General features: G+C 61.3%; 16 protein-coding genes. 7 read left to right on the top strand and 9 right to left on the bottom strand.

Annotated features, from left to right (window positions below):
• The first annotated feature begins 74 nt into the window (after positions 1-74).
• Entirely contained in the window at positions 75-4532 is a 4458-nt protein-coding gene (locus DA915_RS19205; RefSeq protein WP_107676956.1) for an amino acid adenylation domain-containing protein, read from the top strand.
• Positions 4533-4592: 60 nt separating this feature from the next.
• Complete coding sequence (locus DA915_RS19200) at positions 4593-5939, top strand: condensation domain-containing protein (protein ID WP_107676955.1); 1347 nt, start codon at positions 4593-4595, stop codon at positions 5937-5939.
• Between the two features lie 301 nt (positions 5940-6240).
• Here DA915_RS19200 and DA915_RS19195 read toward each other — a convergent pair whose 3' ends face one another.
• The 7 genes from DA915_RS19195 to DA915_RS19165 form a co-directional block, all read right to left on the bottom strand.
• Positions 6241-9069, bottom strand: a complete 2829-nt coding sequence (locus DA915_RS19195; protein WP_107676954.1) for a condensation domain-containing protein — start codon at positions 9067-9069, stop codon at positions 6241-6243.
• Between the two features lie 62 nt (positions 9070-9131).
• On the bottom strand, positions 9132-9410 hold the full coding sequence (locus DA915_RS19190) for a phosphopantetheine-binding protein (protein ID WP_020809014.1): 279 nt from the start codon (positions 9408-9410) through the stop codon (positions 9132-9134).
• A complete protein-coding gene (locus DA915_RS19185; protein WP_107676953.1) occupies positions 9403-10242 on the bottom strand; it encodes a siderophore-interacting protein in 840 nt (279 codons plus the stop codon). Before DA915_RS19185 ends, DA915_RS19190 begins: the two co-directional genes overlap by 8 nt.
• 222 nt (positions 10243-10464) lie before the next feature.
• Positions 10465-11418: an ABC transporter substrate-binding protein gene (locus DA915_RS19180; protein ID WP_107676952.1), complete on the bottom strand. Its 954-nt coding sequence runs from the start codon at positions 11416-11418 to the stop codon at positions 10465-10467.
• Between the two features lie 23 nt (positions 11419-11441).
• Positions 11442-12506 carry an iron ABC transporter permease gene (locus DA915_RS19175; RefSeq protein WP_107676951.1) on the bottom strand — a complete coding sequence of 355 codons (1065 nt, stop codon included), beginning with the start codon at positions 12504-12506 and terminating at the stop codon, positions 11442-11444.
• Positions 12503-13516 (bottom strand): iron ABC transporter permease, encoded by a 1014-nt coding sequence (locus DA915_RS19170; protein ID WP_107676950.1) that lies wholly within the window; start codon positions 13514-13516, stop codon positions 12503-12505. Before DA915_RS19170 ends, DA915_RS19175 begins: the two co-directional genes overlap by 4 nt.
• Positions 13513-14313: an ABC transporter ATP-binding protein gene (locus DA915_RS19165; protein ID WP_107676949.1), complete on the bottom strand. Its 801-nt coding sequence runs from the start codon at positions 14311-14313 to the stop codon at positions 13513-13515. The genes DA915_RS19170 and DA915_RS19165 overlap by 4 nt, the downstream gene beginning before the upstream one ends.
• A 214-nt stretch (positions 14314-14527) precedes the next feature.
• Here DA915_RS19165 and DA915_RS19160 point away from each other — a divergent pair, with 214 nt between their 5' ends.
• Entirely contained in the window at positions 14528-15829 is a 1302-nt protein-coding gene (locus DA915_RS19160) for an NtaA/DmoA family FMN-dependent monooxygenase (RefSeq protein ID WP_107676948.1), read from the top strand.
• A 2-nt stretch (positions 15830-15831) separates the two neighbouring features.
• Here DA915_RS19160 and DA915_RS19155 read toward each other — a convergent pair whose 3' ends face one another.
• Positions 15832-16608 carry an IclR family transcriptional regulator gene (locus tag DA915_RS19155; RefSeq protein WP_107676947.1) on the bottom strand — a complete coding sequence of 259 codons (777 nt, stop codon included), beginning with the start codon at positions 16606-16608 and terminating at the stop codon, positions 15832-15834.
• A 295-nt stretch (positions 16609-16903) separates the two neighbouring features.
• Here DA915_RS19155 and DA915_RS19150 point away from each other — a divergent pair, with 295 nt between their 5' ends.
• Positions 16904-18970, top strand: coding sequence for a TonB-dependent receptor (locus DA915_RS19150; RefSeq protein ID WP_107676946.1), 2067 nt, complete (start codon positions 16904-16906; stop codon positions 18968-18970).
• A gap of 83 nt (positions 18971-19053) precedes the next feature.
• Here the strand turns inward: DA915_RS19150 and DA915_RS19145 are convergent, their stop codons facing one another.
• Positions 19054-20241 (bottom strand): acyl-CoA dehydrogenase, encoded by a 1188-nt coding sequence (locus DA915_RS19145; protein WP_107676945.1) that lies wholly within the window; start codon positions 20239-20241, stop codon positions 19054-19056.
• A gap of 96 nt (positions 20242-20337) precedes the next feature.
• On the opposite strand from DA915_RS19145, the gene DA915_RS19140 reads away from it, so the two are divergent.
• The 3 genes from DA915_RS19140 (at position 20338) to DA915_RS19130 (ending at position 23473) form a co-directional block, all read left to right on the top strand.
• Entirely contained in the window at positions 20338-21258 is a 921-nt protein-coding gene (locus DA915_RS19140; RefSeq protein WP_107676944.1) for a LysR family transcriptional regulator, read from the top strand.
• A 134-nt stretch (positions 21259-21392) separates the two neighbouring features.
• Positions 21393-22454, top strand: coding sequence for a LacI family DNA-binding transcriptional regulator (locus tag DA915_RS19135; protein ID WP_065695136.1), 1062 nt, complete (start codon positions 21393-21395; stop codon positions 22452-22454).
• On the top strand, positions 22451-23473 hold the full coding sequence (locus tag DA915_RS19130) for an ABC transporter substrate-binding protein (RefSeq protein ID WP_107676943.1): 1023 nt from the start codon (positions 22451-22453) through the stop codon (positions 23471-23473). The genes DA915_RS19135 and DA915_RS19130 overlap by 4 nt, the downstream gene beginning before the upstream one ends.
• The last annotated feature ends 97 nt before the right edge of the window (positions 23474-23570 follow it).

Raw genomic sequence — 23570 nt, 5'->3', positions numbered from 1 at the left:
CTCCTGTGCGAGTGGTTGACGATGGCTTATACTTGAGTATGCTAATCATGTTTTGTCAACCGGTTCAAACTCACATGCTAAATTTAACCCCGATGCAGGTGGCCTATTGGGTCGGCCGTGAGGCGGATGGAATACTCGGGAAAGTTACGCCCCATCTTTACCTCGAATTCGAGGGGCAGGCGGTGGATGCGGAAAAACTGGCTGTTGCCGTCGAAAGTCTCTGCCGGCGTCATCCCATGCTGAGCCTCCGTATCGACGCGGAAGGGCGTCAGTCCGTCGATCCTGTCGGCCGGCCGCTCCGCCTTGATGTGGAGGACATGACCGCGCTTGATTCGGAGGCGCTTGCGCGCCGTCTTGAGACGAAACGCGAGAAGTGGAGCCATCGCGGGGCTGATCTTCGTGCTGCCGCACCGGCGGCGATTTCGCTTAGCCTGTTGCCGGAAGGGCGTTGCCGTCTGCATGTGGACACGGACATGCTGGCCATCGATCCGGCCAGCGTGCGGATCGTGATGGAAGACCTTGCCCGCTTCTACGAGACGGCGGCAGGCGTAGACGAAACCCTGACGTTCGAATCAGTGCCCCCGTCGTTTTTCGACTGGGCGGAGCGTCTTGCGTCCGATCCTGACTTGAGGGGCCGGCGCGAAAAGGACCGTTTATGGTGGCGGCAAAGGCTTGCCGATGTTCCGGACGCTCCGCCGCTACCGTTTCTGTCCGATGACCCCTCGCGCGCCGTTCGCACGGACCGGCTCGCCACAATGCTTTCAGCGGCTGAGCGCGGCAGTCTGGAGCAGACGGCGCGGCGCTGCTCCGTGACGACATCGACCCTTCTGCTCGGCGTTTTCGCGGTGGCGCTGTCGCAGGCGGCGGGGGCGGAAAAATTCCGGCTTTCCGTGCCGGGTTTCTGGCGCGCGCCGTTGGTGCAAGGGGTCGATGAGATCGTCGGCGAATTTTCCAACGTGCTAGTGCTCGGCGTGGAAATCAGGCCTGAAGAAAGCGTCGAAGCGCTGCTCGGCCGGCTGCTCGATGAAATGAACGGCCTTCTCGCGCACCAGTCCTATCCGGGGGTCAGCGTCATGCGCGATCTCTCCCGCCTGCGCGGTGGTTTGCAGACCTCGCCGGTGGTCTTTACCGCCGGGGTCGATCTTCCGGGCGGAGAGCTGTTTTCGGAACGGGTCGGGCGGTTGTTCGGCCCGATGGTCCACACCGTCTCGCAGGGGCCGGGCGTCGCGCTGGATGCGCAGGTGGCGGCTCTGGATGGTGGCCTGCTGATCAACTGGGACGTGCGGCTCGATGCGCTGCCGGAGAGCTGGCTGCGCGCTTTGTTCGAAACCTACGTCGCTCTTCTTCGCCGGCTCGCGGAAAGCCCCGATCTTACTTCTGCAAGCGTGGAGCGATTGGTCGCACGGCAGCCGGAAGCGGCAGCCGAGGCAAAAGGAAAACCCATGGAACGTCCACTCTCACCCCTGCAACAGGCCTATCTGCTCGGGCGCGGCACCCATCTGCCGCTCAGCGGTGTGGCGATGCAGGAGTTCCGCGAATATCGCGGCAATATCGACCCGGAACTGTTGCAGTCGCGCCTTGCCGCAATGGTCGGGAGACATGAAAGCCTGCGTACCCGCATCGATGAGCGGCGTCTGGTGCAGATCGTCTCCGACGAGCCGAAGATCAATCTCGATCGTGTCGATCTTTCGGCCCTGTCTGTTCCGGAAGCCGAGGCAAGGGTCGAGGCGGCGCGACGGGATTTTTCCCATGCACATTTCGATCTCGCAGCCTCGCCATGGCAGGTCACGATCTTCCATATGCCGGATACCGGGACGGCGGGGCATAAAGTTGTCGTCTTCCTGCGTTTCGACGCGCTTATTCTTGATGGGCGGGCCATTGCCAGCCTTGCAGCGGAACTCTTCGATGGCGTCTTGCCGCCAGAAACCGCCGCCACGACCGGAACGCCGAAGGAGGATATCGCGGCGGCCCGCGCCGGGGACGCTGCCTATTGGGCGGACAAGCTGAAAGATGCCGAGGTGCCCTCGCAACTGCCGTGGAAAGCACCGCTCGAAACCATTCCCACATCGCGTTACAGCCGCCAGAGCCTGCTCGTCGAAAAGCAGCGCTTCACCGCCTTTTCACGCATCGGCGCGAAAGAGCGGCTGTTCAAGAATTCGGCGCTGACGGCAGTGATCCTCGATGTGCTCTCACTCTGGCTCAATGAAGGCGCTCTTGTCGTTGGCATTCCCGTTGCGCCGCAGGTGGGAGGAGCCTTTGCCAACCGCTCGAGCTTCATCGCCGTCCAATGGAATGCGGCCAAGGGCAGCTTTGCGGAGCGGGCGGCAGGCCTGCAGACGGATGTGCTTGATGGGCTGAACCATCTGGCTTTTTCGGGTATCGATCTCAATCGCGTGCTTCTCAATGCCAATCCGGGCGGACTTGCTTTGCCCGTCGTGATTACCAACGGCCTTACCTGGCCGACGCTCTCACCCGAATCGGAGATGCGATGGGTGGGTGGGCTTACGCAGACGCCGCAGGTGGCGATGGATTTCCGCTTTTCGCAGAATCAGCAGGGCGATCTTGTCCTCGATATAGACTATGCGGAGCAGGCGATCGATGCGGCGATGGTGGCGGATATTCTCGCAGCCATCGAGCGTGCGATTGCCGGGATCGCGGATAGCGGCGCTTTCTCCTTCAATAGACGCGATATTGTCGACCTGTCCCATTACAGGCTGAATGGTGACGAGCGCAGCTTCGTCTGCCCGCCATTTCTGGAGCGGATTGCCGGCCACCTTTTCAAGGGGGACCCAGCACGCACGGCACTTGTCAGCGGCAAACGGTGCATCGCTTATGGCGAACTCGGTCAGATGGTGGCAGGGGCGATGGCGGGCCTCAAGGCGCGCGGCATCGGCCGGGGCGATGTCGTGGCCGTATGCCTGCCGCGCAGTCCCGAACATACGGCCATCACGCTCGCCGCAGCATTTATGGGAGCGGTCTGGGTGCCGGTCGATGCCGGCTCGCCGGAAGATCGCCTGCGCTACCTGCTGACCAATTGCCGCCCGGCTGTCATCGTCGCCCGCAGCGCTCCGCAGGGTTTTAAGGCTGTCGATCCGGCGGAGCTTCTGTCCATGCCCGCACCAGCTGGTGCGCCCGTTACCATGGCTGACGTAGCCGCACTCTCCGGAAGCGAGGAGCCTGCCTATTATCTCTACACGTCGGGCACGACAGGCAAACCGAAATGCGTCGTGCTTTCCAACCGCGCCACGGCCAATGTCATCGGCAGCACGCTTGCGGAATGGACGGTGACGGAGGGTGACGTGTTCATGTCAGTCACGCCGCTGCATCACGACATGTCCGTTTTCGATGTTTTCGGCGCGCTTGTCGCCGGGGCGACGCTGGTGCTGCCGGAACCCGGCGAGGAAAAAGATGCGGTGCGCTGGAACGAGCTGTTGGCCGAACATGGCGTCACGCTCTGGTGCTCGGTGCCGGCCATCCTCGAAATGCTTCTCTCCTGCCGCCGTGGTGACCAGCTCTCTTCGCTCCGGCTCGTGGCGCAGGGCGGCGATTACATCAAGCCCGTGATTATCGAAGAGCTTCGCAGGCTGAAGTCCGATCTGCGGCTGATATCGCTCGGCGGGCCGACGGAAACGACGATCTGGAGCATCTGGCACGAGATCGTTGCGGAAGATATCGCGGCCGTGCCCTATGGCCACCCGCTGCCCGCCAATCGATATTTCGTCCTCAACGATCAGGGCAACCATTGCCCGGCCGGTGTCGTTGGCCGCATCCACACGGCGGGCGTGAATGTGGCGATCGGCTATCTCGAAGATGGCGCGATTACCCAGACGGATTTCGTGACGGTCAACGATCCCGAGGGAAAGCCGGTGCGCGCCTTCCGCACCGGAGACCGGGGCCGTTACCGGCCGGACGGCAAGATCATGTTTGCAAGCCGCGTCAATGGCTACGTCAAGGTGCGCGGCGTGCGCGTTTCGCTGCCGGATGTGGAAAACGAGCTTATCCGCCATCCTTCCATCCAGCGGGTTCTGGTGGTGGATTACGGTGTCGAGCAAACGGGCGAGGCGGCCATCGGCGTGCTTTACGTCGTTGCGCCCGGCTTCGAACTCTCCACCGCCGATCTGCGCAATTTTGCCCGGAGCCATCTGCCGGAATCGCATGTGCCCGGCCGGTTTCTCAAGGTCGACGATCTGCCGCTTTCGGCCAATGGCAAGCCGGATCGCCGTCGTGCCCGCGAATTGCTGACCGGCGCGACGGGTGGTGTGGAACCGGCAAAAATCTCCGCCCCGGTGGCTCCCGTCGCCGATCAGGGCGACCGCCGGGTGCTGGATATCTATCTCGGCGTGCTGGGTAAAAAACCGGCGAATGTGGATGCGAACAGCGACCTGCTGGCGCTCGGTCTTTTGCCTTCGCATCTGAAGATCGTTTCGGCTGAAATCCGCACTGCCTTCGGCGTGGAACTGACGCCGCAGCAGCTTCTGCGGTGCCGCAACGCCAGACAGGTGACCTCGCTTTTGGCCGCCCGGGCGGCGTGAACCCAATCATTTCGGGCGGGATTTCGCGCCCGATAACGGAAATTGTTCAAGGAAAAACAGATGGCGCATATCGATCCTGCCGGCGACTGGCTTCCACTGACGCAGCCGCAACTCGATTTCTGGGAGGAGTTTTCCTTCCATCCCGACGAGCCGGTTTCCACCGTCGCCCATTACATCGATCTTTCCGGTGCGGTGAACGAAAGCGCGCTCCTTCAGGCAATTACACGCACCGTGCGCGAGTCCGAAGTCCTGTCGATCCGTTTTCGTATCGGCGACGATGGCGAGACACCGCAGCAATGCTGCGATCCAAGCCATGCCCCGGTGGTGGAACTAATCGACCTGCGCACCAGTCCCGCTCCCCTGGAAGAGGCGCTGCGGCGCATGAACGCGGATGTGGAAGCAAGGCTCGATCTCAGAACCGACAGGCTCTCTGCGCAGCTGCTCTATCGCATCGCCGATGACCGCTATCTCTGGTACATCCGCGCCCATCATATCGTCGTGGATGGTTATGGCCTGACGCTGGTCGAGCAGCGCTGCGGACAGCTTTACGGGCACTATTGCGGCAAGGGCGAAGCGGGTCCGGATTTCCACCCCTTCGGTGATTTCCTTGCCGAAGAGGATGCCTATAAGCAAAGCCGGCGTTTCGAGAAGGACCGTGATTTCTGGGCGGCCTATCTCGCCGCACCCGCCGATCTGCCGGTGCTGGACAAGGATTGCGAGGACTATGGCGGCGGCGGCCTGCATGCCGATGCGGCCTTGCCGCAGGGGTTCAGCATGCGATTGCAGCAGGTGGCGGGTGCAATGGAGATCGGCTGGCCGGATCTTCTGGTGCTGCTCTCAGGCCTTTATCTCCACCGTGTCCTGCCGCATCCGGATCGCGATGTGCTGACCTTGTGGCTGCCTTTCATGAGCCGCTGGGGCAGTGTCGGCGCGCATATGCCGGCGATGCTGGTCAATATCCTCCCCTTCCATCTCACCATCGAGCCGGGCGAGAGCCTCGGTGTATTTCTGAGGCGCAACGCCACCAATCTGCGCAGGCAGCGCCTGCATGGCCGCTACCGCATCGAGCAGATCGCCGCCGATCGGGAAATCCCGAGGGGCCGGCGCTTCTTCTTCTCGCCGCTCATCAATGTCCTGCCCTTCAGCGCACCGGTCTTTGCGGGGCTCGCCGTTATCAGGCACATTCTTGCCAATGGTCCCGGCGACGGGTTCAATCTTACCTTCCGCGGCGAAGATGACGGCAGCGATTTGAACCTGCATATCGACGCGGATTCAGCGCTGACACAAGCGGACGATTTCGCCCGCTACCGTGAGGAACTGCCATTGTTCCTCGATGCCATGCTGCGCGAGGAGGCGCTGACGCTTGCGGCGGCGGAGGCGTCCACGGTATTCCGTCTGGCGGTCTGAGGGGGACTGTGGGCGGATGCCACGCCGGCTTCGGGGTGTGAGGCTGGACATGCGTTATCGATAATGACGAAAAATCCGTGTTCCGTCATGCCGGACTAGATCCGGCATCCAGCCACGGCGCGTCTGCGCCGTGAAAGGACTCTTTCGCGATCAAGGACTTGATCGCACTGGACCCCGGACCAAGCCCGGGGTGACGGCGTGCGGATGCAGGGGGCGCGCCAATACATTCTCAGCAGCATTTATAGGTAAAAATAACCCGGCTCCGCCAGGCGAAGCCGGGTTTTCTTTGCCCAAGTCCGGTTCAGGCGAGCGTCGTCAGCACGCGGCTCGAAGCGCCGGCTTCGGCAAAACGGCTGAAGACGCCGCTGGTGGTGTTGCGCAGCCGCTCGACATCGTCAGGGCCGTAACGGTCCGAACGGTAGCTCATCAGCACGCGAATGGAGCGCTCGCCGCCTATCGTCTCTTCCATCACCTCGAATTGCAGTCCCAGCATGGATTCGTGCTTGTCGGGGTCGATCTGGCGGAACTCCACCGGCTTGCCATCCGGCCCGGCGAGGGTGCCGTTCAGCTTGTTCTTGGCGTGGATCTGGATGAAGACCTCGAACAGATGATCACGGCCCGGCGTCATGCCCAGCGCTTCCTCGACGAGATCGATCGGGATTTCGCTGTGTTCCAGCGAACCGTTGATGGTGTTCTTCACCGAAGAAATCAGTTCGCCGATGGTCATGGTCTCGCCGAAACGCACGCGATGGGCAACGACAGTGGTGAAATAACCGATCGTATCGAAATAACCGCTGTCCGTGCGGCCCGAAGCCGAGGTGCCGACCACAAGATCGCTCAACCCGCCGAGATGGCGCAGCGATGCGGCAATTGCGGCATAGACCACGTTGAACAGCGAAGCGCTGTTCTGCCTGGCAATGGCGTAAAGCCCGTCGCTGACATGTTTTTCCAGCTTGAACTCGATCCAGCCGCCTGCCGGGGCTTCATCCTGCGACGCCTCGTGCGGCGTGCCATCCTGTCCGTTGAGGGTAAGGCCTTTCGGCGCATCCCGCAGCATGTCCGTCCAGTAGGCAAGATGGCCGGCATTCACACCTGACGCCACCTGTTTTCTTGCAAATTCATGGAAGGGTGCCGGTCTGGTCGCAAAGACCGGGGCCTTGCCCGCGGCCCTTGCCCGGTAGGCCTCGGTCAGCTCGTCCATCATCAGGTTCACCGACCATTCGTCCAGCACGATGTGATGGAAGAGGAAGGAAAGCACCTGGCGGCCGGTCTGTGCATCCCGCAGGAAGCGCAGGCGCATCGGCAGTTCACTCGCAAGATCGAACCGCCAGCCGGCCTCCGCGTGCCGGTCCACACCTTGGCTTTCCTCGCTGGTCCAGAACCATTTGTACCCGGGCAGATCATGCATCGGCACGATCTTCTGCAGAACCGTATCATTTTCGACGTAGAAATGGGTTCGCAGGCCGGGATGGCGCTCGATAATGTCGAGGAAGGCGCATTCGAAGGCATTCTCATCCACGGGATCGAGGAAATCGAGCGCGAAGGGAATGTTGAAGATTTCGCCGAAACCGAAGGCGGCATAGGCTTTCCAGAGCGACATCTGCGCCAGCGAAAGTGGCGCAGTCAGCGAGCCGGTCGCCGTTGCCTCGGCCTGCGCAGGTGCGGCGGTTTCAAGCCGGGTCGCCTGTTTTGCGAGCGAGGCGGCGGTCGGGTAGCTGAACAGGTCGTTGAAGCGCAGCTCGATGCCGTGATTGGCGAGAAGACGCCCGATGATGCGGGTGGCGATCAGCGAATGGCCGCCAAAATCGAAGAAATCATCATCCGGTCCCATGCCCGGTGAAGCAAGTGCTTCACGGAATTCGGTAAGGATTGTCGCAGCGGTGTCGTCGTTCTGACCGGAAGCGGCGGGCGAAAGGGCTGCCTGTTCCGATGCTGTCGAGGCGTTTTGAGGGACGATGCCGGAAAAATCCGCGCCGCCTTCAAGATGGCTGACGAAGCGCTCCAGCAGGAAGGCCGTCGCATGTGGCGATGTCTCCTTGCCACCCGTCAGTTCTAGGCGGATATCGCCAGCTGAGGTCGGACCGGCAGCAAGGGTCAGGCCGAGACCGGATTGCAGGGAGGGCAGGGGCAGGTGCTCAAACTGGAGGCCATGCTCCGATATGGCCTGAACGGGCGTCGCAAGCGCCTGCAGCGTGAAGGTGGCCGTTCCACCTTCATTGTCGTTTCGCTGTTCCAGCCCCGCCAGCACGGCCTTTTCAGCCTGTTCGGGCGATTGGCCGCGGGAGATCGCCACCCGTGCTGCGGCTTCGGCTGAAATCGGCATGGCAACGCCGGGCTGCAGGCGCAGGGTTACGGTCTCTGGACCACCGTTTTTTGCGAGGAAAAGGGCGAAACGCGAGCCGGCGCGGGCCAGAAGCGCATTCCCCGCCGTGGAACTGTTGAGGCCGAGCAGGGTTGTGGGAAGATCGACACCGTGGCTGTGGCTCGCCGGCCTGTCGATCCCGTTTTGCCGCAGCGCCACGACGGTCGAGCCGGAGGCCGGCCGTTGCAGCCAGCTGAGCGGAAGTGGGTCGACGCTGCCGTTTTCGACCGCGCGCGGCGAAAGCGGCTTTGGCGTCTCACCGGCATAGGCCGCCGTGATACCTTCCAGCAGGATCTGCGGTGAGAGGACTTCGCCGAGCAAGCCGTGGACCAGAAATGCCAGCAGGATTTCTCCTTCGCTCAAAAGCACGACGGCCTGAAAAGGCGGGTCGGTTTCGGCATCGAAGGGTCTTGCCTGGAGGGCGTGCAGCAAGGTGAGGGCCTCGTCTGCCGAGGGAACATGCAGCAATTGCACGATGGATGCGGACGGGGCTTCGATGCTCTTGGCAAGAGTGCCGTCCTCGCCGAAGGCAAAGCGCGCACGAAGCTCGGGCCAGACCTCGCAAACCGTCTTCAGCGCCGAGGTCAGGCGCAGCAGATCGCATTCTTCACCGATGCGATAGGCGAGAAGCTGCCGGAAGACCTGATCAGGATCCTGAAACTGCTCGAACCAGACCCGTTCTTCGTATTGGCTCGGCGGGGCTGCGTTTCCCTTGTCGAAGGTTTCTTCGATGCGACGTGCGAGCACACGTGTATTGTCTGCTGCCATGGTCCTCTCCTTGGAAATATTCGGCGGCCGCCCTGGGAAAGCGGCTGATCTTTCTCGCGGGATCAATGTCCCGCGCGCGACCGTTCGATGAGCGCCTGCCAGGCGGCAAGCGTGGGCTGCCGGGCCAGATCGTCATAATCGAGCCGCGTCCCGGCAAGCTGTGAAAGCGGCGGCATCAGGCGCATGAGGGCAAGCGAATGAAGCCCGCGGCCGAACAGGTTGTCCCCCGGTTCGATATCGCGCACCTCATCATCCAGAACCCTGGCGAGAAGGGCCTTGAGTTCCGTCATCATCGTTTTCGCTTCCAGCATGGCACCCGCCGCGATTACCGGTTCATTCATCGAAATGATCGTGAACGCCGCTGGCGCCGCGACGCCAGTAGCCGGAAGCGCGAGTCCATTTGGGGTTGGCGCCGAACTCCTCGACCAGAAGGGCGCGAACCTCCTTTGCGGTCTTCGATTCGCAGGCGACCCAGCTGAAGAAGTCGCCCTTCGGCAGCTCCAGCTTGCGCAGCGCGCCCGCCAATGCATCGTGATCGGTTCCGTTTTCCGTCTTTTGCGTTACCCAGACAATCGAGGCGTCCGCCTTCGTCGTAAGTTCCAGCCGATCCGCATCCGTCTCGACCTCGATCAGCGCCACGACGCGGGTGCCCTCGGGCATTTCCTCCAGTCGCCGCGCCAGCGCGGGAAGGCCGGTATCGTCGGCAATCAGCAGATGCCAGTCATAGGTGAAGGGAACGGTGAAGGAGCCGCGTGGACCGGCGATCCATGCCTTGTCGCCCACCTTTGCGGCTTTCGCCCAGTTGCTGGCGGGGCCGTCATGATGGGTGGCGAAATCGATGGCGAGTTCGCCTTTTTCGGCATCGAAGCTGCGCGGCGTGTAGTCGCGCGCCAGCGGGCGCGGCGCGCCTTCCGGGAATTCAATGCCGTTCGGGCCGATCACCGGCAGGCTCGGTTCGGTTTCGCCGGGCTGGGGGAAGAACATCTTGACGTGGTCGTCAAAACCGAGGCTCGCAAAGCCCTCCAGTTCCGGTCCGGTCAGGACGATGCGGACCATGGACCGGCTGAGCTTTTCGACGCGCACGACATTGAGCGCGCGCAGCGCGACGGCGTGGCGATGGCGTTTGGGAGTGCGGTCCGGTGTTGCGGAACCTATCGTTTCTGGCATGCTCATGCTGTTGTCTTTCCTGGGATATTGCCGATGGGGTCGGCGGTGTCGCAGTCCCGGATCGGCGGGCCGGACAATCGCGCGTCGGGATTTTTCCGGCACGCGATCCGGCGTCGTTGCGTCAATATGCGCGAACCATAACAGGCGGTTTCCGCTGTCGCAATATAACTTTCTTCAAAAACTCAAGTTTATATCGCTGCGGATTCAAACTGCATTGCCGCCGACTGATCAGCGGCGACCGGCCCAGCTTTCGACCTCGTCCAACGTGTGCAAGGCGCTCGGAATGGAAGGCGTCGTGACCCTGGTGGAATCGAGGAAGACGATCCTTTTCTCGCGCGCCGGTTTTACGAAACGCTCCCAGCCGGGAATGATCTTTTCAAGTGCGGCGCGCGTTCCTGCCTCGCCGCGGACGGGGCTGGTATAGCTGTTCATCACGACAAGCAGATCGGGATTGAGCTTGCCGAAGGCATCGGCGCTGAGCGGCATCACCAGGGTCGAGCCCATTCCGCCCGAAGAGGCGGCGCCGTCGATTTTCAGCCGGACATATCCCAGGTCCTCCAGCGCCTGCACCGCGCCGGACATGTCGCCCACCGCATTGATCTGGTCGGTCAGCAGGATCGCCAGATAGGTCTTGCCTTTCGCCTCTTCGCCCAGCGCCTTTTTGACCGCGGCAAGCCTGGTGTCATAGGTCTTACGGCGCTCGGCGTAGACGTCGCTTCGCCCGACCAGAGCGGCAAGATCCTCCTCCACGCTGAAGCCATAGGCTTTGCCGGCGCTTGCCTTTTGCAGATAGACGGGTGCGACGGTGGAAAGCTGCGCGGCCTTGCCGCTGTCCATTTCGGTGGCAACGATCAGGTCCGGTTGCAGCGCCCGCAGCTTTTCAAGGTCGATCTGGCCGACGGCGCCGAAACCTTTCGGTTTTGCGTCGCCTTCACCCAGAACCGTATCGATGAAATCGACGGCGGTTGCGAATTTGCCGTCGCTGTTGCGGCCATAGGCGCCGACCACATTGGCGCCGAGATCCATCAGCGGCACTCCCAAGAGCGGCTCGTGCATGACGACGATGCGTTGCGGCCTTTCCGGAACGGAGACGCTGCGGCCGGCGGCATCGGTTACACTGCGCTCGGCGGCGAGGCTTGTTCCGGCGGCCAGAATGGCGGCGATGAGGATGGCAATTCGCATGGCATTCCCTTTATTCGATGTCTTCAGTGAGTGTTGGTTCTGCGCAGCGCCTGCAGGCGCAGCGTGAGGATGAAAAGCGGCACGCCGATCAGCGTCAGCGCAAGGCCGATTGGCATCGGCGTATCGGCCACCAGCCCGCGCGACAGCGTATCGGCCGTCACCACTAGAATACCGCCGGTGAGACCCGAGAGGAAAAGTCTGGCGCGGCCGACGGCTGGCGAAACGAAGGTGGCGAGATGTGGGGCGATGACGCCGAGAAAGGTCAGGGGGCCAACAGCGGTAACGGAAGCGGCGCTGAGGATGACCGCAAAAACAATGACGAGCGGGCGCGAGCGCTTGACCGTTTCACCCAGCGCCATGGCCATCTCATTGCCCAGATCGAAAACCGCAAGCGCCCGGCCGATGAGAAAAATACCCAAAAGGCTTGCGCCGAAGAGGGGTGCGAAAACGAAGATGGTTGGCCAGCTTGCCTGAAACAGCGAACCGGCCATCCAGTCCGCCAGCGAGAGCGAGGTTTCGGCGGGCGTGTAGAGCAGAAGCACTGATGAAACGGAGGAAAGCGCCGATTCGATTGCGATCCCCATCAGCAATATGGCAAGGCCGCTCGAGCGTTCGCGTCCGACAAGCGCGATCAGGAGGAAGGCGACGGCAAGGCCACCACCGACAGCCGCAAGCGCCACCAGCGTCTTGGGTGCGGCCGGCACCAGCACCAGAAGCAGCATGATGGTGGTCATCGACCCCTGGCTCAGACCGAACAGGCCGGGATCGGCCAGTGGATTGCGGGCGACGGATTGCAGCATCGCGCCTGCCAGCGCCACACTCCAGCCGGCCATGAAACCGAGGAGGATGCGCGGCAGCCGCACCGTCCACAGCGCATAGGCCTGATCGTCGCTGAGATGCCCGCCGGCAAGGCCGCGCAGTAGCTCGATAAGGCCGGTTTCGGTATTGCCGAGGCTGGCGGAAATGGCAGCCAGCGCCAGCGCCAGCGCAATCAAGGCAAGGCCGGCTTTCAGATTGCCGATGCCGATCTGCAGGCCGCTCGGCAGCCGCAGCACAGCTTTACCGTCGGTGGCGAAATACCGTTTCATGAAAGCCCCCTTGCCGAAGGCGAAAGATAGAAGCGCTTGACGATGACGATGAAGACGAGGCCGCCGAGCAGGTCCATGAACAGCCCGGTATTGACCACATAGGGCGCAAACAGGGTTTGCGCGCCAAGATCGGCCAGCACGCAGAGGCCCGCGCCGACAAGGGCGGACGCGGGCAAAGCGAGCGTGAAATTCACACCCACCAGCGGCCGGATCATATGCGGCACGATGAGGCCGACAAAACCGATCGGGCCGCAGATCGCCACCGCCGAACCCGACGCCAGCATGGTGGCGAAGAGCGCGACCCGGGAAATGCGCGTGACATTCACACCGGCGGAAGCGGCCTTTTCTGGACCCAGCAGAACAAGCGTCAGCGGCCGGGCGACCGCCCACAATATCACCAGCGCAATGGCGCCGATCCACCAGAAATCGAACAGGCGCTCGGCATAGACGTGGTTGATATTGCCGCCCACCCAGCTCAGGAATTCGGCGCGCCGCGTGGGGTTGGAGAGAAGCAGGGCATTGGTCACGCCGATCAGCAGCATGGAAACCAGCGCGCCGGCAAGAATGAGTGACAGGCCGCGCGGATCGTTCGACCGGCCGGCGAGACGCGCGACGAAAAAGCAGGCGGCAAAGCCGAAACCGGCGCCCGCGAGCGCCGCGAGCCCCTGCACCTCGGGAGAGAAATCGAACACCAGCGCGCCGGCGATCACAAAAAGCGTCGCCCCGGCATTCAGCCCCAGCGTGGAGGGCGAGGCGAGGGGATTGCGGACAAGCCCCTGCAGCACGCAGCCGCTGACGGCGGTGGTGGCGCCCACATAAATCGCAATCAGCGACCGCGGGATTTGCTGATAGAGAAGCACCGACTGCTGATAGGTATCGGCCTCGCCACGCCAGAGCGTCGCCGCGATTTCGGCAAGCGGCATCTCGGCAGCCATCACCACCAGATTGAAGATGAGGATGGCGGCCAGCAGCAGCGCTGCGGCAAAAATCAGCGTTATTTTAGAGGTCATGCCGGAATGGCCTGTTCCTGCCGCTCCAGCCGGGGCACGCAGATGAGCCGTCCCTGACGGGAGAAGATATCGGCGTCGAGATCGAAGACCTCGGCGACATTGGCTGATGTGACCGTAGTCGTCACCGGTCCGGACGCCAGAACTCGCCCGGCCTTCAGCATGATGACATCATCGGCGAAAGTGGAGGCGAGGTTGAGATCGTGCAGCACGACAATAACCGTCTTGCCGTGCCTGTCGCTCAGTTCGCGCACGAGGCCGAGAACGGCATATTGGTACTTCATGTCTAGATGGTTGACTGGCTCGTCCATCAGGATGACGTCCGTATCCTGCGCCAGCACCATGGCGATGAAGGCGCGCTGGCGCTGGCCGCCGGACAGCGTGTTGACCTGCGCTTTCGCCTTGTCTTCCAGCCCGACGGTCTTCAGCGCCTCGGCAAAAAGCGCCCGGTCGCGTTCGGTCGGGCCGCCTGCAAGACCGTAACGGGCGTAACCGGCAAGCTCGATCAGTTCGCCAAGCGTCATATAGTCAGGGCAATGGCATTCCTGCGGCAGATAGGCGATGCGGCGGGCAAGGTCCCGGCGTCCGATCTCGCCGATCAAACGCTCGCCAAGGCTTATCCTGCCTGATGACAAAGGCAGGAAACCCATGATGGTCTTCAACAGCGTCGACTTGCCGCAGCCATTGGGGCCGACCAGCGCGGTGACACGGCCGGCCCGGAAACGGGCGGACAGTCCTTTCAAGACCGGAACATGGCCATAACTGGCGTGAAGGTCCGTGGCGTCAAGCACCGGATACAACTCCTGTTATTCATGCGGCCATGCGTCGAGACGCCGCACGGCCGTTATAAGTATTTGAATTTAAACATCGAACTAGCAGAAAACGTGTTTCTTTCCGGCAAGGGCGATGGTGTGGTCTTGAAGCGACACTAAACTATAGTAAAACTCTCCACAAATCGAAATTTGCCGATTCAGGGCGTGAATTTCTTACCGGTTATTTCAGTCGAGGTGCATCATGTCAGTCGCGACCAAGCTTCATGTCGGCATGTCGCTGGCCCCAACCTGGCTCAGCGGCGAGGCGTGGCGGCGTGCCGACAGCGGTATAAACGGGGTGTTTTCCAGCGATTATTTCGTCGATCTGGCGCAGCGTGCGGAGGCCGCGCATGTGGATTTCGTGTTCCGGCCGGATACGCTTTTCCTGCGCACCGAGGGGCTGGAAACCGGCGGCGGATTTGCCAGCATGGACCCAACCATGCTTCTTTCCGCCATCGCCCGGGAAACCAGCCATGTCGGCCTGTTATCCACCGTATCGACCACGTTTCTGCCGCCCTATGTGGTCGCCCGCCAGATACAGTCGCTGAACTGGCTGAGCAACGGCAGGGCGGGGTGGAACATCGTTACGGCGCTGGAGGGGCACGAAAATTTCGGCCTGAGAGAGATGCCTTCACCGCAGGAGCGCTATGAGCGCGCCGCCGAATTCACGCAGGTCGTACAGCAGCTCTGGGCGAGTTTTCCAAACGAAGCTCTTAAACTCGACAGGGAAAGCGGGCGGTTCGCCGATTCCTCGCTGGTGCATCCGGTCGCGCATGAGGGCAGGCATTTCAGTGTGAAAGGCCCGCTCAACCTGCCGGCCCATGCCAGCCGTATTCCGCTGGTGCAGGCGGGCGCTTCGCCCGAAGGCCGTGATTTCGCCTCGTTGGTGGCGGATGCTGTTTTTGCCTCCACACCGGATATGCAGGCGGCCATCGAGCTCAGGGCGGATTTGCGGCGGCGTGCCGAGGGCCACGGCCGCAACGCCGACGGCGTGAAGCTGATGCCGGGCCTTAGCCTTTATCTCGCGGACACCGGCAAGGAGGCGCTGGAACTCTTCGCGGAGACCCATGCGCGCGCCAACCGCACCCGCGCCTTTGCCTCCATTCGCGATATGACCGGCCTCGATCTTTCGGACTGGCCATTGCAGCGGGTTGTCACCATGTCCGATCTGCCGCCACCGCCGGAGACACCGAGAAGCCGTACCCACGCCAACCTCCTGCGCCGGCTGATCGAGCGGGAGACGCTGAGCGTCGCGGATTTGCTGCGGCGTCCGGAGGTGATGGGTTCCGGCCATTGGCAGATCATCGGCACTGTCGAGGATGCCGTCGAGACCATCCGCGAATGGGCGGTGGCCGGGGCCATCGACGGTTTTGTCGCAGTGCCCGGCGGTTCGGTGGCGTCGATGCGGCTGGTGCTGGAACGGCTGTTGCCGAAACTCGCCGATGCCGGGCTGTTCCGCACGGCCTATTCCGGCCGCACCTTCGCGGAACATCTGGCCGAATAGGCCTATGCGCCGCCAGATTCGGCCGTCGCCTGTCTGGCCGCCTCGATCAGTCGGGAAAAATGCTGTTCGGCCTCGGCGTTGGCCACGAAGGATACGGTGGTGACGACGCAACAGAGCTCGTCCTGGGCATCGAAAACCGGAGCCGCCTTGCCCGTCAGGGCGGAAAACAGGTGTTCATTGAGTTCCGCGCCACCCGCCTCGCGAATGGTTTCCAGAACTCTGGCATCGGGGCGGGAGCCACGAAAGGTGGCCGGTTGCAGCTTGCGCACCGCGGCTATCCTCTCCGGCGGCAGGTAAGACTGGAAGACCAGCCCGCAGGCGCTGTTGTCCAGCGGCAGAACATCGCCGAGCGCCACGGTGCTGATTGAAAAACTGGCGCTTCTTGCCCATCGCACCACGGTCGGGCCGCGTTCAGTCCAGATCGCCACGCCGCAACTGGCGCCGATTTGCGCGGCGAGCGCTTTCATCTGGCGACCGGCTGTTTCGACCGGATTGATTCGCCGGAGCGCACTGATGCCGATCCCCAGCGCCGCCGGCCCAAGATCGTAACTGCCGCTTACGGGATCCTGCGTCACCAGTCCCTCCCGCACCAGGCTCTGCATATAACGATGGGCGGTGGAACGGCCGGTGCCGGCGCGTTTAGCCAGTTCGCCAAGCGCAAGCGCCGTATCCGATCTGGCGAGAAGGTTGAGAAAACGCGCCGCGATCGACACGGATTGAATAAGCGCCGAGCGCTTTTCGCCCTCGTTTTCGGGCAATTCGTCCGCGTCGTCATCCATGGCGTTCAAGCTTCTTCCCCCGGTGTATCGAGAATGACTAACGCATCCGGGTGGAAATCGGAATCGATTTCTGCTGCCTTTTCAGTGGCTTTCATTCGCAACACCGTGATTGCCGAACAGGCGGTGCTTAAACTTTGTTGTAAATATGGCACATCCAGTTACGGAAGCCTTTTTGTCCGCAATACAGAACGCATTCTCTATTGCGAAACGGATAACGCATCCGTTACTTTAATATGACTTTAATACTCATGTTTATTAGGGGTGTGTGATGGGGTTTAGCTCTAGCGGTCGTTTGATGAGCGGGGTCAGCGCTCTGACGCTGGCGACAATGTTTGTGACGCCGGTTCTCGGTCAGGATCAGCAGGCGGAGGCGGCGGGCACGACCGTGTTGAAACCGATCGTCGTGACCGGTGAAAAAGTGGCGCGCGACATGAAGAACACGGCATCGTCCGTTTCGGTCAAAACCGCCGAGGAAATCAGGACGGAAAAAACCGGCGACCCGACCGTATCGGAGGCGATCAAGGATATCCCGAACATCGTCTACACCGATAATGTCAGCGCTCCCATCATTCGCGGACAGGATACGCAGGGACCGAATACCGGCTCCATCGCCTTCTTCACCGGCACGGTGCCGCGCGCCACGATCAATGTCGACGGCCATTATCTCGGTTATAACGAGTTCATCTATGGCGCGAGTTCCATCTGGGATGTCGACAGCATCGAGGTCTTCCGCGGCCCGCAGACCACCTCGCAGGGCGCTAACGCCATCGCCGGCGCGATCCTCGTCAATACCAAGGACCCGACCTTTACGCCTGAGGCTTCCTATCAGGCCGAAATCGGCAACTATCACCAGAAGCGGGCGTCATTTGCCTTTTCCGGACCGTTGATCGAGGATGAGCTGGCGGCGCGCATGGCGATCGACTATTCCGGTCGTGATACCTTCATCGATTATATCAACTCCGCATTTGCCCATAGCGGTACCGATCAGGACTTCAAGGAATTCAACGGCCGCTTCAAGCTGCTGTGGGAACCTTCGGAAGTACCCGGTCTTTCGACGAAGCTGACCTATTCCTATAATGCTTCGAACCGGCCGAGCCAGGAGGCGGCGTCGCGTCCCTTCGAGGATCTCAACCACATCACCACCACGATGCCGAATTTCAGGCAGTACACCAATACCGGCATTCTCGATATCAATTACGATTTCGAGAACGGCGTGAAACTGTTCAACCAGACGCAGTTTTCCGCCTCCACCGCCAAACGCCGGGTTGGCATTGCGAATAACGGCGACGCGGATGTCGATCTCAGGAACACCTCGCACGAAACACGCGTCACCTTCGGCGATCAGGAAGATGTGCTGAGCGGTGTCGCGGGCATTTATTACGCGCATACCAACGCCGACGAGGTGCTTTATCTGCGCGGAACGTCACGCTTCAACGATACCAAGGACAATCTCGGCCTCTTCAGCGAGCTGAGCTATCGCCTGACCGACCAGTGGACCCTGACGGGCGGCCTACGCTACCAGCAGGACCAGATCCAGCGCGCCGGTTACCGGACGTTGAGCGCCACCAGCAGAAGCTCCGTCAATTACGACGAAACCTTCTCGGAAATCCTGCCCAAGGCGTCGCTGGCCTATGCCATCAATGACGACTGGACGGTGGGCGGCCTCGTCAGCCGTGGTTATAACCCTGGCGGCGTCGCATTCGACCTGACCACCAGCAAATGGCGGAGCTTCGACAAGGAAACCATCTGGAACTACGAGCTCTTCACCCGCGCCAGCCTGCTCGACGACACGCTGACGGTGAACGGCAACCTGTTCTACATGGACATGAAGAATGCCCAGTTTAACGTGCCGGTCGTCGTCTCCACTGGCATCAGCGAATCCTACACCGTCAATGCCGAAGAGGCTCATGCCTACGGTCTGGAAATCGGTGCGGATTACCGGGTTCTCGACAATCTGACGCTGAAGGCGAGCGCAGGTCTGCTGAAGACGAAAATCGACGAGATTTCCAGCAACGCCGCCTATGTCGGCAAGGAATTCGCCAAGTCGCCGGGTTACAGCTTCACCATTGGTGCAAGCTGGGACGTGACGGACAAGTTCACCGTTTCGGGGCAGGTGCGCCATCTCGACGGTTATTATTCCGACACGGATAACAAGGCCGTTTATGCGATCGATCCCTATACGATCGCGGATGTGCGGGCGAGCTACAAGTTCCAGGACGAGCTTGAATTCTACGCCTACGTCAAGAACGTCTTCGATGAGCGTGCCCCGACGCTGATGAAGGAAAACCGCGGCATCGGCGGCATCGAGGCCAGCATGACCGAACCGCGCATGTTCGGTATCGGCGTGCGCGGCACGTTCTGAGCCTACGAGCGAGCTCGAAAAACAAAAGGCCTTCGAAGCGATCTTCGAAGGCCTTTTTTAATGGAAACGACGCAGATAAAGCCTCAGAAAAACGCCTGAATGTCCGTCTGCGCCCGGCCGAGGATCAGCGCGTGGACGTCATGCGTGCCCTCATAGGTGTTGACCGTCTCGAGGTTCTGCGCGTGGCGCATGACGTGATATTCGATCTGGATGCCGTTGCCGCCATGCATGTCGCGGGCCTGGCGGGCGATATCCAGCGCCTTGCCGCAATTGTTGCGCTTGATGATGGAGATCATTTCCGGCGCCATCCTGTGCTCGTCCATCAGCCGGCCGACGCGCAGCGACGCCTGAAGGCCAAGCGCGATTTCGGTCTGCATGTCGGCGAGCTTCTTCTGGTAAAGCTGCATGCCGGCGAGCGGCTTGCCGAACTGCTTGCGGTCGAGACCATATTGCAGGGCGCGGAACCAGCAATCTTCGGCAGCACCCATCACACCCCAGGAAATGCCGTAGCGGGCGCGGTTGAGGCAGCCGAATGGGCCTTTCAGGCCGGAAACATTGGGCAACAGCGCGTCTTCGCTCACTTCCACACCGTCCAGAACGATCTCGCCGGTGATGGAGGCGCGCAGCGACAGCTTGCCGCCGATCTTGGGGGCGGAGAGGCCCTTCATGCCCTTTTCCAGCACGAAGCCCCTGATCTGGTTGTCATGGGCTTCCGATTTCGCCCAGACGACGAAGACATCGGCGATCGGCGCGTTGGAAATCCACATCTTCGAACCGCGCAGACGATAACCGCCGGCGATCTTTTCAGCACGGGTCTTCATGCCGCCGGGATCGGAACCGGCATCCGGCTCGGTCAGGCCGAAACAGCCGATCAATTCGCCGGAGACGAGGCCGGGCAGATATTTCTTCTTCTGCTCGTCCGAGCCATAAGCGAAGATCGGGTGGATCACGAGCGAGGATTGCACGCTCATCATCGAGCGGTAACCGCTGTCGATCCGCTCGACCTCGCGGGCGACGAGACCATAGGCCACGTAGCTGGCATTGGCCGCGCCATATTCTTCCGGAAGCGTAATGCCGAGAAGGCCGGTCCGGCCCATCAGGCGGAACAGTTCCGGTTCGGTGGTCTCAGAAAGATAGGCCTCGGAGACACGCGGCAAAAGTTCCGACTTGCCGAAGGCGGCGGCGGCGTCGCGGATCATCCGCTCGTCATCGGTCAGTTGGTCTTCGAGCAGAAAAGGGTCCTGCCAATTGAATGCTGCGTGTTCGCTCACTTTATGCCTCCGGATTTGCTGGCCGGATTATTCGTATCGAAGCCCGCCCGCACAAGCCATGTTTACTCATTTTTGCATTACATATAGTAATGGCTCATGACGTCTCTCAGCCGCAAACTCCTGCCGTCCACCAGTGCGCTTGCCGCCTTTGATTCCGTTGCCCGGCTCGGCAGCTTTTCCGCTGCCGCGGAGGAGCTCGCCCTCACGCAAGGGGCGATCAGCCGGCAGGTTATGTCACTGGAAGAACAGCTTGGCGTGCGCCTGTTCGAACGCGGCGCGCGCGGCGTGGCGCTGACGACCGAGGGGCGCGCTTATGCGAAATCGATTGCCTCCGCCCTCGGCGAGATACGGTCCGCGTCGCTGCAGATCATGACCAAAACGCATGGCAATACGCTGAACCTTGCCATGCTACCCACCTTCGGCACCCGCTGGCTTCTGCCGCGTATCCCGGATTTCGTCGCAAACCACCCCGAAATTACCATCAATTTCGCCACCCGCATCGGCCAGTTCGACTTCGAGCGCGAGCAGCTGGATATGGCGATCCATATCGGCCAGGCCGATTGGCCTGGGGCAGAGAGCACCTTTCTGATGCATGAAATGGTTGCGCCGGTGTGCAGCCCGCAATTCCTCAGCGCTCATCCCGTCGAAAAGGGAGAGGACATCGCCGCGCTGCCGTTGCTGCACATGGCCTCGCGGCCGGGCGCGTGGGGCCACTGGTTCGAAAGCCTCGGCCTGTCGCTTGCCTTGCCGCAAGGCATGCGCTTCGAGCAGTTTTCCAGCGTGGCGCAGGCCTGTATCGCCGGCCTCGGCGTGGCGCTGATGCCGCTTTTCCTGATAGATAACGAGTTGAAGTCTCGGCAACTGGTGAAAGCCTTCGATCATCAGGCCAAAAGTCCAAGCTCTTATTATGCGGTAGCGCCGCTTTCGCGCGCCAATCACGTTCCGGTCGTGCTGTTTCGTGACTGGCTGGTGCGGCAGGTGGAGGCCTATCGTGCGGCGAACATGACAGCCCCATAAAAATAATCGCACTTTTTTCGGGCATTTAGGCTTTATGCTCAGGTTTTCGCCGTGTTTTGCCGTCTTGCGGACTCGACAGGAGAGTTTAGCTGGATTATCGTGATTAAACGTTTAATCAGCCATTCCGGACCATCATGGCGTCTTCACGGCCTGCCACCAATCTGAGCGCGATAGCAGCGGCACTCGGCGTGTCGGTTGCAACCGTGTCCAATGCGCTGTCGGGCAAGGGTCGTGTTTCGCCTGAACTGGTGGAGCGTATCCGCAAGACCGCAAGTGAGCTTGGTTATGTGCCGAGTTCGGCGGGCAGGGCGCTGCGCACCGGCAGATCAGGTGTTCTGGGGCTGGTTCTGCCCGATATCGCCAATCCGCTTTTCCCGCAGATCGCGCAGGCCATCGAAAAGGCGGCGGTCTCTGCCGGTTACGGTGTGCTGATTGCCGATGCGCGCGGCGAGATCGCCATGCAGACGGATGCCATCAACCGGCTGATCGAGCGCGGTGTGGATGGCATGGTGGTTGTCCCCCGCCGCGGCACGCGCATTGCCGATGTCGATTGCCCTGTTGCGGTGATCGACAGTCCCTCGACACCCGGAAACACGGTTGCCGCCGACCATTGGGATGGCGGCCGGCAGGTTGGCGAATATCTGGCGGGACTTGGTCATCGCAAGGTGGTGCTGGTGGGCAAAAACCGGGATTCCAATGTGCAGAACGACCGTCTTGGCGGTATTCGCGATGGTCTTGGCAAGGCATGCGTGACGCAGACGCTCTGGGTGGACGCTATTGAACAGGCGGACGGCGCGGGTTGCCGGCTTGGTCTTGCCGACAGGGTTTCCGAAGGTTTCACCGCCTTTGCCGCCGTATCCGATCTGCATGCGCTGCGCGCGCTCACCGAATTGCAGCGTGAGGGCATCGAGGTGCCGGAAGAGGCGAGCGTCACCGGTTTCGACGATCTCATCTTTTCCGCCGTGGTCACCCCGCCCTTGACGACCATGCGCATGGATATGGGCCGCATAGCCGATTTGGCCGTCGGCGCGCTGCTGCGCGCAATCGACGGTGCGGGTGAAAACGGCGTCGCTGTCGATGTGACGGCGGACATCTCGAAAGTACCGATGGCGCTGATCATGCGCGGTTCCACCGGCAAGGCAAAGCATGACGCGATTGAAGCCAAAAAAACGACAGCAGGAGAACTCACACCATGAAAAAGATCATTCTTGCATCGGGCGCCGCCCTGATGCTGACGATGGGCGGAGCGCAGGCGCAGGACAAGACGCTGACGATTTCGGTCTACGCCTTCGCTCAGGACGAATTCAAGGAACTGGTCTATACGCCGTTCGAAAAGCAATGTGGCTGCAAGCTGGTTGTCGAGACCGGCAACAGCGTCGAGCGTCTGGCCAAGATGGAGGCCAACAAGGCCAATCCGGTGGTCGATCTCGCCATCGTTTCCATGGCGGATGCACTTTCCGCCACCCGCAAGGACCTGATCCAGAAGATCGACGCCGCCAAGGTTCCGAATATCGGAAAGCTCTATGATATCGCCAAGGATCCGAATGGCGACGGCATGAGCGTCGGCGTTAATTTCTACGCCACGTCAATCGTCTACCGTACCGACAAGATCAAGATCGATAGCTGGGCCGATCTTTTGAAGGATGGCATCGTCGACCACGTCGCCTTCCCGAATGTCACCACCAATCAGGGTCCGCCGGCGCTTTACATGCTGGGCAAGGCCATCGGCAAGGACACGCCTGATCTTTCCGGCGCCATCGAGGCCGTTGGCGAAAAGAAGGACGATATCGTCACTTTCTACGTCAAGTCCTCGCAGCTGGTGCAGCTCATGCAGCAGGAAGAAATCTGGGCCGCCCCGATCGGCCGCTTCTCCTGGGCGCCCTTCACCAAGCTCGATCTGCCGCTTGCCTGGGCAACACCCAAGGAAGGCCAGACCGGCGGCATGAACGTGCTCGTGGTGCCGAAGGGTACGAAGAACGAAGAGCTGGCGCTGCAGTTCATGGATTTCTGGCTCTCGACTGACGTTCAGAAGGCGCTGGCTGAAAAGCTGGTGGACAGCCCGACCAACAGGGAAGTCAAGGTTTCCGACGCGGTGGCGAACAACATCACCTATGGCGACGAAACCGCAAAAAGCCTGCAGCTCATTCCTTCCGATGTGACGCTTGATAACCGCGACAAGTGGCTGTCGGAGTGGAACGCCAAGGTCGGCCAGTAAGTCCTTTCACCGTTTGGAATGGGGCATCGAAACGTCCGTGAGGGCGGCTCCATTCCGGGAAAAGCGGTTCGGTCGTCCCCTGACCGCTTTTCCACCC

This window comes from Agrobacterium sp. LAD9 (genome assembly GCF_003031125.1).
GTDB lineage: Bacteria > Pseudomonadota > Alphaproteobacteria > Rhizobiales > Rhizobiaceae > Agrobacterium > Agrobacterium radiobacter.
This window is presented reverse-complemented; position numbering and strand designations above follow the sequence as displayed.